A 16,063-nucleotide genomic window follows, 5' to 3' on the forward strand; every position below is an offset into this window, starting at 1 on the left:
AGACGCTCTTGTCTTAGCTTTAATAAGCTTAAAGCAAAGAACCTCTCCTTCTTTGTTCCTTGGTTGCAGGTCGGCCTAGATCTTAGGTGATCGATCTAAACACGGATCTGCTAGAATTTATATCACTCCATGATGAGTGGTAACGCAACGTAAGTGCGGAGTTAAAAAATGAAATTCGTTGATGAAGCGGTAGTAAAAATAGAAGCCGGTGATGGCGGTAATGGTACAGTAAGCTTTTGGCGCGAAAAATTCGTCGCTAAAGGTGGTCCTGATGGCGGCGACGGCGGTGACGGTGGTGATGTTTACATCCAAGCGGATGAGAACTTAAACACACTGATCGATTACCGTTTCCAACGTTTTTACAATGCTGAGCGTGGCGAGAACGGTCGCGGCGGTAACTGTACTGGTAAACGTGGTAAAGATATTACGCTGAAAGTACCTGTTGGTACGCGTGCGGTTGATATCCACACTAATGAAATCGTTGCTGAAGTTGCTGAACACGGCAAGAAAGTAATGGTTGGTAAAGGCGGTTGGCACGGTCTTGGTAACACGCGTTTTAAATCGTCTGTTAACCGCGCTCCTCGTCAAAAGACAATGGGTACTAAAGGTGAAGTTCGTGAACTACGTTTAGAGCTTCTTCTATTAGCTGATGTTGGTATGCTTGGCCTACCAAACGCAGGTAAATCTACCTTTATTCGTTCTGTATCTGCAGCGAAACCAAAAGTAGCGGATTACCCGTTCACAACTTTGATCCCAAGCTTGGGTGTGGTGAGTGTGGTTCCAGAGAAGAGCTTCGTAGTAGCTGATATCCCAGGTCTAATCGAAGGTGCTGCTGATGGCGCTGGCCTTGGTATTCGTTTCTTAAAGCACCTTGAGCGTTGTCGTGTTCTGCTTCATATGATCGATATTATGCCGATCGATGAATCTGATCCTATTCAGAACGCACTGACGATCATCGATGAGCTTGAGCAATACAGCGAAAAAGTTGCACAAAAACCTCGCTGGTTAGTATTCAACAAAGTTGACCTAATGCCTGAAGAAGAAGCAGACGAAAAGATTCAAGAAATCATCGATGCTCTAGGTTGGGAAGGTGAATACTTCAAGATCTCTGCTGTGAACAAAATGGGCACAAAAGATCTTTGTTTCAAACTAGGTGAGTTCATGGAGAACCTACCTCGTGAAATTGAAGAAGTTGAAGAAGAAGAAAAAGTAGACTTTATGTGGGACGACTACCATAAAGATGCGATGAGTGGTAAGAATGTCGTTACTGAAGATGATGACGACTGGGATGATTGGGACGACGAAGAAGATGACGGTCATGTTATCTACGTTCGTGACTAACCCCCGCATTTCTTATCAACACTTAGGTCGTTTCTTCTAAAGAGCGCCGATAGTTTTATTAAACCGCAATGAAAATTGCGGTTTTTTTGTATCTAAATCATTATGTACTGTCGGATTTTAATGCAGAATTTATTCTAACTAGTTAACGCCTATGGGAAGGAAATCATGGCATCAAAGCAAAGAGCGATCTCAAGACTGGTCGCTCAGTCAGGGCAAATGTTATTAGCGCACGGCGCTGAAAGTACTTTAGTTGGCGATATTATGCGCCGCATTGGCATCGCTTGTGGAGTGGACGAAGTTGAAGTCGCTCTGTCAGCTAATGCGCTTGTGGTCACGACTGTGATGAATGATCACTGTATCACCACCACTCGAAGCTGTGCTGATCGCGGCATTAACATGCAAGTGATCACCGACATTCAACGAGTTTGTATCATGATGGAGAAGGGAATTCTCGATTATGGGTTAGCGTATAAAAAGATCCAAAGCATAAGCCCTGAACGTTATAACCGCTGGATAGTGGTTGTAATGATCGGGTTGTCGTGTGCCTCTTTTAGTCGTCTTGCCGGCGGTGATTGGCAGGTATTCATGATGACCTTCATTGCCTCTGCTTGTGGCATGATCGTCAGACAAGAAATTGGTCATCGCCATTTCAATCCGCTATTAAACTTTGCTGTCACCGCATTCGTGACTACTACCATCTCGGCTCAGGCTGTACTTTACAATATTGGCGGTCAACCCACGATTGTGATGGCTTCATCTGTGTTGATGCTTGTGCCAGGCTTCCCTCTGATTAACTCCGTTGCAGATATGCTTAAAGGTCACATAAACATGGGCTTAGCGCGTTTTACCATGGCCAGTTTGCTAACACTTGCGACAAGCTTAGGTATTGTCGCTGCGATGAGTTTGTCTAATGTTTGGGGGTGGGCGAGCTAATGAGTCTTTTTGAATTGTTTCTGGGTTTGCTCAACGATATGTTTTTTGCCGCGATTCCTGCTGTAGGATTCGCATTGGTTTTTAATGTTCCACAACGCGCCTTAATTTATTGTGCACTGGGCGGCTCTATCGGCCACGGCAGTCGTTATTTGATGATGCACTTTGGTATTCCTATTGAGTGGGCCACCTTTTTTGCCGCGACAATAGTAGGCATGATCGGAGTGCATTGGTCACACCAATTGTTAGCGCATCCTAAGGTATTTACCGTCGCAGCTTTGATTCCAATGGTGCCGGGCGTATTTGCCTTTAAAGCGATGATTGCCATGGTTGAGATAAACAGAGCAGGGTACAGCCCTGAATTACTGGCAATGTTGATGGAGAACTTTTTGAAATCGATGTTCATTATCGCCGGACTGGCGGTTGGCTTAGCTGTGCCTGGGCTGTTATTCTACCGTCGTAGACCTATCGTCTAGCATCAATTTTCTCCAGTTAAGGACAGGACTTTCGATTTATGATCATCAGCATGATTGCAGCAATGGCAAATAACCGTGTAATAGGTAAAGACAATCAGATGCCTTGGCATTTACCTGCGGACTTCGCATGGTTCAAGCGCTCAACTATGGGTAAACCTGTCGTAATGGGGCGTAAGACCTATGACTCAATTGGGCGCCCTCTGCCAGGTCGATTGAACGTTGTGATCAGCCGCGATGAGAGCTTAGAGATAGAAGGGGTAACGACAGTTACTTCGATTGAAAATGCTCTTGAGTTAGTCAGCGATGTTGAAGAGGTGATGATTATCGGTGGTGGTTCAATCTATGAAAGCTGCCTCCCAAAAGCAGACAAGCTGTACCTGACCTATATCGATTTTGATGTTGATGGAGACACTCAATTCCCAGACTGGGGAGAAGGTTGGAAACAGAGCTTTAATGATACTTATCAAGCGGATGAGAAAAACAAACACAACATGGAATTTGTGATTCTTGAGCGCTAAGTCCTAATTTAAAATCACTTGCGCTGCTGCACGAGTAGCGCAAGTGTTCTGTATATCTATAACGCTTTTTGAGTAAAAAGCTGTTTGTCTTCCCAGCGAAGTGCCGTTAGCTCTCCACCCCAAACACACCCAGTATCAAGCCCAATCACATCTTTTCCGTTATAGCCTTCAAGTGCCGCCCAGTGCCCAAATAACACTGTTTTATCTAACAGAACTCTTTGAGGAAGGTCGAACCAAGGAATGTAATCGTTGTCAGTGACCTCTTTTGGAGGAAGTTTGCATCCCATGTCTAATCGCCCATCAGGAAAGCAGAAGCGCATACGTGTAAAGCTATTGATCGCGTATCGGTAACGTTCTATATCACTCAGTTCTTTCGACCATAAGTCAGGAGTGTTGCTGTACATGTTCTCAATCAGCCACTTCCATTTTTTTGAGCGTAATAGACCTATGATCTTTTTGTTCTCTTTACGCGCTCGCTTTACTGTCCATTGCGGAGAAATGCCCGCATGGGTCATGACAAATTGATCATGTTCTTGCATCAATGGCTGTTCTCTAAGCCATTCAAGCAACTCGTCTTTGTCATTAGCATCTAGGATTTGCTGAGTTTGATCTTTCTTCTTTGCTGGAAAAAGGCCAAGCGAAACGGCGAGCAGGTGTAGGTCATGATTGCCTAACACCACCTTTGCCGATTCTCCTAAAGACTTGATAAACCTGAGTGTATCAAGTGATTTAGGGCCTCTTGCGACCAAGTCACCTGCGACCCACAAAGTGTCTATTTGTTTATCAAATTTGACGGTTTCAAGTAAGAGTTGAAGTTCGTCGAAGCACCCTTGGATGTCTCCGACAATATAATTCGACACAGTATTTTCCTGTAGATGCTGAAGTATGACTAGTTAAGAATGTTCGGGATTGCGAGTCTGAATGGATCGACTTCTGTGATGAAATCAATGCCTTTGTTATCGGTCATCACATAGTGGCCCTGCATAACACCCACAGGGGTTTCGATGACGGTACCACTTGTGTAAGTGTATTCGTCGTTGGCTTCAATCACGGGTTGTTGTCCAACCACACCATCACCTTCAATGGTGAGTTGCTTGCCGTTAGAGTCGGTAATTAACCAGCGGCGAGACATCAGCTGTACCGTTGTTTTGCTTAGGTTTTTGATGGTTATGATGTAGGCGAAGACGTAACGGTTCTTCGTTGGCTCAGATTGCTCCTCTATGTATTTAGAGTGAACCTGGCATTTGATACAAGGCGTAGATATATCCATATTCGCACCTTTTGTTGTTGGTATACTTAATGTAATTAAAGTATTACATAAAAAAGGCTCCTAACCGAAGTGTAGGAGCCTTTTTTATTTATTTATCAGCGTTGTGACTGTCGTGCAGCCAGTTTGCCATGTCGACAAACTGCTCGAGCGTTAAGTTTTCAGGACGCATACTTGGGTTGATACCAAGTTCTTCAAGCACTTCCTTATCAATTAAGCTCTTGTAGCAGTTACGAACCGTTTTACGACGTTGATTAAAGCCTTCACGACAAACACGATCTAACCATTTTAGATCTTTTGCTGGGTAAGGTAACACCTCGTAAGGCTGTAGACGTACAACTGCAGAGTCTACTTTCGGTGGCGGAACGAAGGCCGTTGGTGGCACTTCCAGTACTGGTGTTACTTTGCAGTAGTATTGAGCCATTACAGTAAGACGACCGTAAGCTTTGCTGCCAGGACCTGCCGCCAAACGGTTAACCACTTCTTTTTGAAGCATAAAGTGCATGTCTTGCACGTCTTTATGGAACTCAAAAAGGTGGAACATCAAAGGTGTAGATATGTTATATGGCAAGTTACCAAAGATGCGTAGCTTATTGTTTGGCTTAACCAGTTCTTGGAAGTCGAACTTCATCGCATCGCCTTCGCGGATTGTTAGCTTGTCTGCTAAATCCGGATGGTTGCGAAGACGTTCTGCAAGGTCTCTATCCAATTCGATAACGGTAAATTTATCGACAAGCTTACCCACAGGCTCAGTAATAGCGCCTAGACCAGGGCCGATCTCTACTAGGTTTTGACCTGGTAGTGGGTTAATGCTCGATACGATGCCATCAATAATGTATGGATCGTTAAGGAAGTTTTGACCAAAACGTTTACGCGCTTTGTGTCCTAAGTGGACATCATTTCTCATTGCTTTTTCTCTACTAATTCAATGGCGTGCGTGAGCGCTGTTCTAAAGCTCCCTGTATCGGCTTGGCCTTTCCCTGCCAAGTCTAAGGCGGTACCGTGGTCGACTGATGTGCGAATAAACGGCAAGCCAAGCGTGATGTTCACTGAGCGACCAAACCCTTTGTATTTCAATACCGGGAGTACTTGGTCGTGATACATACCTAAAACAGCATCTGCATCTTGCAAATATTTTTCATTAAAGATGGTATCTGCTGGCAATGGACCAACTAAATTGATGCCATCTTTTTGGCGAATTTTTTCTAGCGTAGGGGTGATAGTTTCAATCTCTTCACGACCCAAACAACCATCTTCACCTGCATGTGGGTTCAAGCCACATACGTAGATAGTTGGTTTCTCAATAGCAAACTTTTCAACCAAGTCTTTATTCAGAATCGCAATAATTTGCTCTAATCTGTCTTCGGTTACGGCTTGAGATACATAAGCTAGTGGGATATGTGTTGTTACTAGCGCAACACGCAGCCCTTCAGTTGCCAACATCATCACCACGAGCGGTGTATTGGACTTCTCTGCAAAGAACTCGGTATGGCCGCTAAAAGCAACGCCAGCTCGGTTAATTACACCCTTGTGAACGGGGCCGGTGACAATAGCATCAAATTCATCATTCATACAGCCAATTGCTGCGGTTTCTAAAGTATTTAATACGTAATGACCGTTAGCCTCGTTGAGTTGGCCAGCAATAGCCGTTTCAGCGAGTGGAACATGTTTCACAACCAGTGTGCCTGAGCGTTGTGGTTGTTTAGCTGCATCTGCGTCGTAGTCCAGTAGTTCTACGTCTATACCTAGGATTTTCGCGCGTTCGGCTAGCAGTGTTTTATCGGCACAAACCACGAGTTGATGAGGCCAACTCTCTTGAGATAACGCCAGAGTTAAGTCTGGTCCTATCCCTGCTGGTTCACCCGCGGTAATGACAATACGTTTAGTTGTCATCTTGGTCGTCCTCAACCATTTCAACAAAGGCACTTGCTCTTACTTCTTGTAGCCAAGCACCAGCTTCTTCGTTGAACTTACGGTTAAATAGAATTTGGTAAGCTTTGTTCTTTAATGCTGAATCTGTACGGTCGACTTCACGACGGTCGAGAACTTCAACGATGTGCCAGCCATGAACAGTTTTAAATGGCGCGCTGATTTTACCTTCAGGTAGTGTCTCTACTTGGTGCTTGAATTCTGGTACGTACAAGTCAGGTGTTTGGTAGCCTAGCTCACCGTCTTGAACAGCTGAACCTGGGTCTTGGCTGTATTGCTGAGCAAGGTCACCAAAGCTCGCCTCACCAGCATTTACGCGACGCGTGATCTCTTCAAGTTGCTCTTTCGCACCGTCATCACTTAGGATCACCGTAGGCTTAATCAAAATATGGCGTGCATTCACTTCAGTTACCGCAACCGTTTCTAGGCCTTTCACATCTTCAATTTTTAGAATGTGGAAACCTACACCGCTGCGGAATGGGCCGATAATGCTGCCTTTATTCTGCATTTTGATTTGGTCAGCAAAGATGGTTGGCATCTCTTCTTTACGCATCCAACCCCAATTACCACCTTGTAGGGCTTTAGGGCCCTTAGAGTAAGTATAAGCCATGGTGCTGAAGTCTTTGCCTGAGTTTAGTTCTTCAACTAGATCTTTAGCTTGAGCTTCTAGCTCTTCTTTTGTTTGATCATCATTAAAGCGAAGTTGAATGTGACCAATTTTGTATTGAACCGTCGCGTTAGTCTCTTGCGCCAAGATGTCCGCAAGGTTATCGACTTCTGCTGGAAGAATGTTGATACGACGACGCACGAGAGCGTTACGAGCTTCGCTTGCTGCGATTTCTTTTCTTACTTGCTCACGAAAAGCGTTGTAGCTCAAGCCTTCTTCAGCAACCGATGCGGTAAGTTGTTCTACGGTTTGGTTGTTGTCTTTCGCGATGCCTTCGATTGCTTGATCAAGTCGTGCATCATCAATACGAACACCGATACGTTCCGCTTCTTGAGTTTGAATCGTATCGATGATCAGTTTTTCTAGCACTTGCTCATTAAGCACATCTTGCGATGGCAGTGTTTGACCACTTTTCTTAGCGTTTGCGCGTAGCGTTTTCATTGAAGCATCGATGTCGCTTTGTAAAATCACGCCTTCGTTCACGATCACTTTTACGCTGTCGAGTTCAACAGGCGCTGCGTAGCTTGTCGATAAAGTACAAGCCGCTGCGACAGCTATTAATTTGCGTTTCCACAATGTCATGTGTAATCCTTTAAATTTACTGATTTTTTATCAATAAAGAAAATTAGTTGTTTAAGAAGAATGGGCGACCGTAGCTCAATGAGTTGTCAGAGCTGCTATCTCCAACAGCGCCAGAGTCAGAACCGATATTGGTACCGAAACCAACAATACCGAAGTTCACACTGAAGTTGTTTTCATATTCAGGTGTGGTATTTGGATCACTAATGTTGTTCGTCAAACGGTTACTATAGGTAAAGCCGATGTACCAACAATCCGATCTGTAGTTTAAACGGGCTAACCACTCTAGATCTTCTTGTGTAGTTAAGTCATAGAAATATTGAGCACTTGTGCTCCACTTCGGTGAAATTTGGTAGGCACCAAGTAAGCCTGCTTGTGATATACCATCTCTTGTGATTGATGAGACGTCAAAATCTACAGTTTCATTTATGTATTCTTCTGTAACGTAGCGGTAGTTGGTCTGTATATAACCACCAGTAAAACGGTACTCTAAGGTACTGTTAGCAAGTTGCATCGAAGATGAGTCAATGTCGTATTGCACACCGCCATGGTAGAAAAGGTAATCATCATAATTGAAATCCATTTCAATAGCCCAAGATGAATAATTAGTCTTATCACTTGAGTCTTCACTGCTTAAAGTTTGCTTTGTATCTTTATCAAAATAGAAAATTTGACCAAAGGAGATGTTTAAGCGCTCTCGGTACTCATCATCAAAAAAGCGCGATGATGCGCCATAGCTAATTTGATTTGCTGACGCAATACGGTCTACACCACTGTATTTGCGGCTTCTAAATAAACCGTAGTAATCAGTCTGTAATAGCGTTGTATCGTAAAGACCAATTTCGCTTTGATCCTCTTCTGGAACATACAGGTACTGTATCTGAGGCTCTAGCGTTTGGGTATAGTTGCCAACAATGGTGGTATCTCGCTCAAGAACGATGCCGGCATGGCTTCTAAACTCAGGAATAACACGGCTAGCGGATTCTTCCAAACCTTCATAATCTGATCCTGCCCCGGTATTAACGCCATCAAGATCTTGCTGGTAGTATGTACCAAGTAGTCGAGCTTCGGTTGTCCAAGTACCCCAAGTATTCCCTACAGGAATTGTAATCCCAGGTTCAACGTGAACACGAGTCGCTGATGGTTTACCTGATGCGTCAGTGTCGAACAGCGAAACATGACTGATGAGGTCGAAATCTAGGTAATCCATTACCTCTGGAGCATAATAGTTATACTCGATTTGTGGCATGAGACGGTAAGGCAGGTTATTGCTGGTTGTAAGGACTTGGAAATCTCGAACAAGTACAGACGCATCCCAATTTTGAGAACGGTAGGTAGCTTGGCCTTCTTGTAACAGTTGACCATCTTCACGGTTACCGATACTGCTTGAACTAACGTCGGTGAAGTAATCGATATCACTGACTTTTGAGTAATCAATCTCAAATAACCAAGATTGCTGGAATATTCCCGAGTGTTCTAGTTGAGCACCCCAGCGATCACCTTTCTCTTCGAACTTTTTATCATCGGGGAGGTACTCGGACTTAATACTACCCGAGCCGAAATCGCTCAAGTAACGGAATTTACTGTTAAGCTGCGTTCCACGCTCTTGCATATACTTGAACGTTGTTTCCAAGTCGTAGTTTGGTGCCAAGTTCCAATACACTGGGATCTCAGCTTCAAAGCCATCGCTTGAACCGTACGAAACAGTTGGGTACAAGAAGCCGGTCTTACGCGTATCACCAATAGGAACAGTTAAATAAGGTAAGTAGAAAACCGGCACGCTCTGGATTTCAAAACGCGGGTTATAAAACGTTGCTTGTTCTTCATTTTGGTCGACGTCGATACTTGAAGCTCTTAGACGCCAAGCGTTATCACCAATAGGGCAAGAGGTGATTGAGCCATCTTCAATTTCATAAACAGCTTTGCCTGTTTTGGATATGTATACCGCATCACCACGGCCTGGTTCGCAAAGAAACTCGTAATCGGTATTTTCTAGCGTCATTTCATCTGTAGTCAGATTGTTAGTCGCTCTGTCTGACACCGATTTGATTTGACCATCACTAAAATTTACGTTGCCTTCAGCTACAACGATGTTTTCTTGTTGGTGAAGGGTTACATTATCGGCAAGGATAGTCTTATTTCCTTGCGTAACTCTTACATCACCTGAATATATTGCCTTATCACCATTGATAGCCTCTAAGCGATCTGATTCCACATGAGCGGGCAGTTGTGTCTCGTTTTCGGCAGCGGGTTCGATCAAGCATTGATCTATAGAGGGCATTTCCTGCACACTACTATCGGTTATTGTTTCAGCTTGAGTTGTCGACACGTATAAGGCGGTGCTTATAGACGCGGCTAACAAGGTGCGGGAAAAACATTGCATGAAGTTGAACTATCCTGTGTCACTAGATGAAGGGTTGATCTAGTATCAATCCAATTAATAAAGCATTTTCCTTATGATAAAGGAAATATTAGCATTCAGCACCATAAGACAGCAGTACTCAGATAAAATTCATAGATAGAGAACACATAATGCAAATATTTGGCAAAATTTTGGGCGCTTTTTTTGGCTTTTTATTTGGAGGTCCGCTTGGTCTAATTTTTGGCCTATTTTTAGGGCACCAATTCGATAAAGCTCGTCAATTGACCCAATCGGGTTTTAATACATCTGGTTTTGGACGAGGGCCGAGCCAAGCCGAAAGGCAAAATGAGTTTTTCAAATCTGCTTTTGCAGTTATGGGACACGTTGCTAAAGCCAAAGGCCAGGTTACGCCAGAAGAGATTCAGCTCGCTTCTACGATGATGGAGCGTATGAATCTACATGGTGAGCAACGTAAAGCGGCACAAGATGCATTCCGTGATGGTAAAGAGAGCGACTTCCCGTTAAGTGATGTACTTGAACGCGTAAAGATCTCGTCAGGTGGGCGTTTTGATCTTTTGCAGTTCTTCCTAGAGCTTCAAGTTTCAGCAGCATTTGCAGATGGAAGCCTGCACCCAAGTGAGCGTCAGGTTTTGCATAAGATTGCTCAAGGCCTTGGCTTCTCTGCAGAGCAACTCGAGCGTCGTTTGCAAATGCAAGAAGCGGCATTCCGTTTCCAGCAACAGGGCGGAAGCTTCGGTGGCGGTCATCACCAAGGTCAGTCATCTGGCTGGCAACAAGCTTCACAACAAAACCAATTGGCGGATGCCTTTAAGGTTCTTGATGTGAGCGAAAGTGCCGACGGTAAAGAAGTGAAGAAAGCCTACCGAAAGCTGATGAATGAACATCACCCAGATAAGTTGATAGCGAAAGGTTTACCACCAGAGATGATGAACGTTGCGAAAGAAAAATCGCAAGAAATTCAAAATGCTTACGACCTAATCAAGAAGGTTAAAGGTTTTAAATAACATTACTAGAGTCGCTTCATTGGAGCGACTCTTTTTGTTTAAAGGAATAAATATGACAATGGATTATCAAGATGTTCTGGATTTTTGGTTTGATGAATTGACACCAAAGGATTGGTTTACTGGCGGTGAAAAAATTGATGCTTTGATTAATGATCGATTCTCAGACTTACACCAAATTGCGATTCAAGGAGAGCTGTTTGAATGGCGTCAAAATGCACAAGGGCGTTTAGCTGAGATTATTGTACTGGACCAGTTTTCGAGAAATATTGGCAGAAACAGCTCAGTCGCATTTTCGGCTGACCCTATGGCGTTAGCATTAGCTCAAGAAGCGGTCGCAGGTGGTTTTGACCATCAGCTTAGCCAACAACAGAAAAGCTTTTTGTACATGCCTTATATGCACAGTGAATCTCTGGTGATTCATGAGCAAGCCGTTGAGCTTTTTTCTCAAACCGGACTAGAGAACAATTTGGATTTTGAGTTTAAGCACAAGGTTATCATTGAGCGTTTTGGTCGCTATCCACATCGTAATGAAGTCTTAGGGCGAACCTCTACGCCTGAAGAGTTTGAGTTCTTGCAACAACCGGATTCAAGCTTTTAATTGTAGAAATACGGTCTAATAAATAAAAAAAGAGGCGAGTGGTTAATAAACCACTCGCCTCTTTTTTCGTTTTAGTTACATCCTTAGCGACTGAAATTAGTTTGATTGGTTGAGTGACCAATCGTACTCATAGCTGATTTTGTTAGTACTCGGTACTGGCTTAGCTCGATATTGGTCTAGGTGTTGAATAAGCTGTTGCTTGTTACCAAAATCCACTGCAAACCATTCATAAATCGATGATAGTTGGAGCTTATTGCTTTTAACCAACACCCCTTTATCACTATTAACAAATTCAGACGCTGCTTGTTCCAGTAGAGTCTCGGTATTGTCAGTCGTAAAGGCTTGAGGTTGGAGATTTGGGCAGCCGAGGCTGGCACAGTTTACGGCGTAATGCGTACGCGGTTCTTGCCATATCGGTCTTAGGATACGGTGCTCAATATCGTTGAGTGTCAGTGACTTGCCATTGACTGATACGACATCATCTCCCCACGGTCCAAAACTGAACAACCCACCGAGCTTGGTAATTGATTTGATTGGGTAGGCATCAAGAATCAAATCGACAGTCACGGCGTTATATAAGTTAACCCAATAGGCATACTGCTCTGCTTTTGAATAGTCGAGTGGGTTAACCTGTTCTAACTGCTTGATGTATTGCTTCAGTTTTGACTTGTCAGTCGCGGTCACTGCCTGATAACGAACTAACGTATTTTGTCCCTGTTTAACCAAGTAGCTATCGAGAAATTGCTGCCAGCTTTGATGAGAAACTTGTGCTGAGTTGGTCTCATTACTTTGATTCCAGTAAGGCCAAAGCTCAGATTTAGGCGCCGACCAAGCTAAGGTTGAAAAAAGTAGGCTGATAATAACGAGTAGTTGTTTCATGGCATTCTCCTGATGACTGACTACTAAGACCTTATGCTTTGCGATTTTCTTTCATGACTCTTCAGTTAAATAACAGAGCAGAGCCATTAAGCTAAAGCTCAGCCAAATAAAAAAGGTTGGCACTGAGCCAACCTTTTCGATTTTTGAAACTTTTTTTCTATTTCTAGGCTTCTTTATTTTAGGAAGCTTGGAATCTTCTCTTCATACGCAGAAATCTTATCGGCGTGTTGAAGTGTTAGGCCGATGTTGTCTAAACCGTTCAGTAGGCAATGACGACGGAACTCATCAATTTCAAATGAGTACTGTTTGCCATTCGCGCTTACTTTCATCGCTTCTAGATCAACAGTAACTTCAGCGCCTTCATTCGCTTCTACGAATTGGAAGATCTCATCCACTTCTTGCTCAGTTAATCGAACAGGAACCATTTGGTTATTGATCGAGTTACCGTAGAAGATGTCTGCAAAGCTTGGCGCAATCATCACTTGGATACCGTAATCGGCCAGAGCCCAAGGTGCGTGTTCACGAGATGAACCACAACCAAAGTTCTCACGAGCCAGTAGAATTGAAGCGCCTTGGTAGCGAGCTTCATTCATCACAAACTCAGGGTTTGGTTGTTGGCCAGCGTCGTCTAGGAAGCGCCAATCGTGGAACAAGTGCTTACCAAAACCGATGCGGTTTACTTTCTGTAGAAACTGCTTTGGAATGATCGCATCAGTATCGATGTTGGCCGTGTCTAGAGGAACGACTAATCCGGTGTGTTGTTGAAAACCTGACATGTTAAATCCTCTAATTAAAGTTCACGAATATCGACAAAGTGACCAGCGATCGCTGCTGCTGCAGCCATTGCAGGGCTAACTAGGTGCGTACGACCATCACGGCCTTGGCGACCTTCAAAGTTACGGTTTGATGTAGAAGCACAGCGTTCTTGTGGACCAAGACGGTCGTTGTTCATTGCAAGACACATAGAACAACCCGGTAGGCGCCACTCAAAGCCTGCTTCTTTGAAGATAACATCCAAGCCTTCAGCTTCAGCTTGAGCTTTTACTTGCTCAGAACCCGGAACAATAAGCGCTTGTACATGTTTTGCAACTTGGCGACCTTTAGCTACCGCTGCTGCTGCACGCATGTCTTCGATACGAGAGTTAGTACAAGAACCCACAAACACTTTATCGACATTGTATTCAGATAGGGATTTACCAGCTTCAAGACCCATGTAAGCCAGTGCTTTTTCCGCCGATGCTTTTTCAACAGGATCAGCGAAGCTTTCGGGTGCTGGGATTGGCGTGTCTACCGAGATAACCTGACCTGGGTTTGTGCCCCAAGTCACTTGTGGTTTGATGTCTGCTGCTTCTAGCGTCACAACCGCATCGAACTCTGCGTCAGCATCGGTTTTTAACGTATCCCAGTATTGGATTGCTGCTTCTAAGTCTTCGCCTTGTGGAGAGAACTTACGACCTTTGATGTACTCGTAGGTTGTCGTATCTGGAGCAATTAGGCCGGCTTTAGCGCCAAGTTCGATAGCCATGTTACATACCGTCATACGACCTTCCATCGTAAGGTCAGTAATCGCCTCACCACAGAATTCAACCACGTAGCCAGTACCGCCTGCAGCTGTTGTTTTACCAATGATCGCTAGCACGATATCTTTTGCAGTGATGCCTGGAGCAACTTTGCCTTTTACTTCGATCTTCATCGTTTTAGCGCGAGCTTGTTTTAGCGTTTGAGTTGCTAGAACGTGCTCAACTTCTGAAGTACCGATACCGAATGCAAGAGAACCAAATGCACCGTGTGTCGCAGTGTGTGAGTCACCACATACGATGGTCATGCCTGGCAGGGTAATACCTAGCTCAGGGCCCATTACGTGAACAATACCTTGGTATTTGTGGTTTAGGTCGTAAAGCGTTACACCAAACTCTTCACAGTTCTTCGATAGCGTTTCCATTTGGATACGAGCCATCTCACCAGAAGCGTTAATGTCTTTGGTTTGGGTTGATACGTTGTGATCCATGGTCGCGAATGTCTTGCCAACTTGGCGAACTTTACGGCCTTTTTCACGTAAACCATCAAAGGCTTGAGGTGACGTTACTTCGTGGACTAGGTGACGGTCGATATAAAGAATCGGGTTTTCGCCTTCCGCTGCTACTGCAACGTGTGCGTCGTAAACTTTTTCGTATAAGGTTTTGGCTTGCTGGTTTGTCGACATAGCTTTTCTTCCTTGGGAGCATCAGTCCCAGTGTTTGTTTCGAGTCAAGTCATGCAACTTTCGCTGACTTGGCTTGATATTATTCTTATGTACTTGCTTCTACTTTCGAGCAATTAGCTTATGAAGCTAAGATGTACTCTGCGATCTTGTCACCCATTTCAGAGGTAGTAAGCGCTTGATTGTCGCCTGCAAGGTCTGCTGTTAGCTCGCCTGCTGAAAGCGCTTTAGATACCGCCGTTTCAATGTCTTGTGCTGCCGCTTCTTCGCCTAGGCTGTAACGAAGCATTAGTGCAGCAGAAAGAATTTGTGCAACTGGGTTTGCGATGTTCTTGCCTGCGATATCTGGTGCGCTGCCGCCCGCTGGTTCGTATAGGCCGAAGTTGCTTTCGTTCAAGCTTGCAGAAGGAAGCATACCCATAGAGCCTGTGATCATTGCGCACTCATCAGAGATGATGTCGCCGAAGATGTTTGAACACAGCATTACGTCAAACTGAGAAGGATCTTTGATTAGCTGCATGGTCGCGTTGTCGATGTACATGTGGTTTAGCGTTACATCTGGGTAATCTTTTGCGATTTCTTCAACGACTTCACGCCATAAGATAGAGCTTTGTAGAACGTTCGCTTTATCGATTGAGTAAACGTTTTTGTTACGTAGACGTGCAGATTCGAAAGCAATCTTTGCAATGCGCTCGATTTCGTAGCGGTGGTAAACCTCAGTATCAAAAGCCTTTTCAGTTGCGCCTTCGCCTTCACGACCTTTAGGTTGACCGAAGTAGATGCCGCCTGTTAGCTCACGTACTACTACGATGTCGAAACCGTTACCTGAGATGTCAGCACGTAAAGGAGAGAAAGACTCTAAACCTTTATGGATTTGTGCAGGACGTAGGTTACAGAACAGTTGGAAGTGTTTACGTAGAGGAAGTAGGGCACCACGCTCTGGTTGGTCGTTCGGTGGAAGGTGTTCCCATTTAGGGCCGCCGACAGAACCAAAAAGCACTGCGTCAGATTCTTCACAGCCAGTTACTGTTGCTTCTGGAAGTGGACAGCCGTGGTTATCAATCGCAATACCACCAACATCATACTCTTCGCGAGAAAAGCTAATCGCGTGCTTCTTTTCGATCGCGTCTAGCACTTTATGTGCTTGTTGCATTACTTCTGGGCCAATGCCATCACCAGGTAGTACGGCAATTTTGTATGATTTATCAGTCATGTTAATCCTTTAATTCTTTGTTACTGAGCCATTTGGCTCGTTTTAAATTTTGTCCCTAAAGCCAATAACATCGGCTCTA

The 16,063-nt window shown here is 44.4% G+C and carries 16 protein-coding genes; 6 read left to right on the forward strand and 10 right to left on the reverse strand.

What is annotated here, in order from left to right:
• Nucleotides 1-168: 168 nt before the first annotated feature.
• From cgtA to folA, 4 genes are all read left to right on the forward strand, one after another.
• Nucleotides 169-1,341 carry an Obg family GTPase CgtA gene (cgtA, locus tag ITG10_RS10050; protein ID WP_017632186.1) on the forward strand — a complete coding sequence of 391 codons (1,173 nt, stop codon included), beginning with the start codon at nt 169-171 and terminating at the stop codon, nt 1,339-1,341.
• A gap of 165 nt (nt 1,342-1,506) precedes the next feature.
• Nucleotides 1,507-2,274, forward strand: a complete 768-nt coding sequence (locus tag ITG10_RS10055; RefSeq protein ID WP_017632187.1) for a threonine/serine exporter ThrE family protein — start codon at nt 1,507-1,509, stop codon at nt 2,272-2,274.
• On the forward strand, nt 2,274-2,747 hold the full coding sequence (locus tag ITG10_RS10060) for a threonine/serine exporter family protein (RefSeq protein WP_017632188.1): 474 nt from the start codon (nt 2,274-2,276) through the stop codon (nt 2,745-2,747). Before ITG10_RS10055 ends, ITG10_RS10060 begins: the two co-directional genes overlap by 1 nt.
• Before the next feature lie 38 nt (nt 2,748-2,785).
• Nucleotides 2,786-3,265, forward strand: a complete 480-nt coding sequence (folA, locus tag ITG10_RS10065) for a type 3 dihydrofolate reductase (RefSeq protein ID WP_017632189.1) — start codon at nt 2,786-2,788, stop codon at nt 3,263-3,265.
• A 56-nt stretch (nt 3,266-3,321) separates the two neighbouring features.
• Here folA and ITG10_RS10070 read toward each other — a convergent pair whose 3' ends face one another.
• The 6 genes from ITG10_RS10070 to lptD all read right to left on the reverse strand — a co-directional run bounded on the left by ITG10_RS10070 (nt 3,322) and on the right by lptD (nt 10,090).
• On the reverse strand, nt 3,322-4,125 hold the full coding sequence (locus tag ITG10_RS10070) for a symmetrical bis(5'-nucleosyl)-tetraphosphatase (protein ID WP_017632190.1): 804 nt from the start codon (nt 4,123-4,125) through the stop codon (nt 3,322-3,324).
• A gap of 29 nt (nt 4,126-4,154) precedes the next feature.
• A complete protein-coding gene (apaG, locus tag ITG10_RS10075) occupies nt 4,155-4,535 on the reverse strand; it encodes a Co2+/Mg2+ efflux protein ApaG (protein WP_004735899.1) in 381 nt (126 codons plus the stop codon).
• A gap of 88 nt (nt 4,536-4,623) precedes the next feature.
• A complete protein-coding gene (gene rsmA / locus ITG10_RS10080; RefSeq protein WP_017632191.1) occupies nt 4,624-5,439 on the reverse strand; it encodes a 16S rRNA (adenine(1518)-N(6)/adenine(1519)-N(6))-dimethyltransferase RsmA in 816 nt (271 codons plus the stop codon).
• Entirely contained in the window at nt 5,436-6,425 is a 990-nt protein-coding gene (gene pdxA, locus ITG10_RS10085; protein ID WP_017632192.1) for a 4-hydroxythreonine-4-phosphate dehydrogenase PdxA, read from the reverse strand. Before pdxA ends, rsmA begins: the two co-directional genes overlap by 4 nt.
• Entirely contained in the window at nt 6,415-7,710 is a 1,296-nt protein-coding gene (surA, locus tag ITG10_RS10090) for a peptidylprolyl isomerase SurA (RefSeq protein ID WP_017632193.1), read from the reverse strand. The genes pdxA and surA overlap by 11 nt, the downstream gene beginning before the upstream one ends.
• A gap of 43 nt (nt 7,711-7,753) precedes the next feature.
• Nucleotides 7,754-10,090, reverse strand: coding sequence for an LPS assembly protein LptD (gene lptD, locus ITG10_RS10095; protein WP_128644411.1), 2,337 nt, complete (start codon nt 10,088-10,090; stop codon nt 7,754-7,756).
• A 149-nt stretch (nt 10,091-10,239) separates the two neighbouring features.
• Between lptD and djlA the strand changes: the two genes are divergently transcribed.
• Nucleotides 10,240-11,094 (forward strand): co-chaperone DjlA, encoded by an 855-nt coding sequence (gene djlA / locus ITG10_RS10100; RefSeq protein ID WP_248386378.1) that lies wholly within the window; start codon nt 10,240-10,242, stop codon nt 11,092-11,094.
• 52 nt (nt 11,095-11,146) lie between these two features.
• Nucleotides 11,147-11,692, forward strand: coding sequence for a DUF924 family protein (locus tag ITG10_RS10105; protein WP_017632196.1), 546 nt, complete (start codon nt 11,147-11,149; stop codon nt 11,690-11,692).
• Between the two features lie 96 nt (nt 11,693-11,788).
• On the opposite strand, the gene ITG10_RS10110 is transcribed toward ITG10_RS10105, so the two are convergent.
• The 4 genes from ITG10_RS10110 to leuB form a co-directional block, all read right to left on the reverse strand.
• Complete coding sequence (locus ITG10_RS10110) at nt 11,789-12,571, reverse strand: DUF547 domain-containing protein (RefSeq protein ID WP_017632197.1); 783 nt, start codon at nt 12,569-12,571, stop codon at nt 11,789-11,791.
• A 173-nt stretch (nt 12,572-12,744) separates the two neighbouring features.
• Nucleotides 12,745-13,347 carry a 3-isopropylmalate dehydratase small subunit gene (gene leuD / locus ITG10_RS10115; protein WP_017632198.1) on the reverse strand — a complete coding sequence of 201 codons (603 nt, stop codon included), beginning with the start codon at nt 13,345-13,347 and terminating at the stop codon, nt 12,745-12,747.
• Between the two features lie 14 nt (nt 13,348-13,361).
• Nucleotides 13,362-14,774 (reverse strand): 3-isopropylmalate dehydratase large subunit, encoded by a 1,413-nt coding sequence (gene leuC / locus ITG10_RS10120; RefSeq protein ID WP_017632199.1) that lies wholly within the window; start codon nt 14,772-14,774, stop codon nt 13,362-13,364.
• Nucleotides 14,775-14,892: 118 nt separating this feature from the next.
• Entirely contained in the window at nt 14,893-15,984 is a 1,092-nt protein-coding gene (gene leuB, locus ITG10_RS10125) for a 3-isopropylmalate dehydrogenase (RefSeq protein WP_017632200.1), read from the reverse strand.
• Nucleotides 15,985-16,063 lie beyond the last annotated feature (79 nt).

It is taken from the genome of Vibrio sp. ED004 (genome assembly GCF_023206395.1).
GTDB lineage: Bacteria > Pseudomonadota > Gammaproteobacteria > Enterobacterales > Vibrionaceae > Vibrio.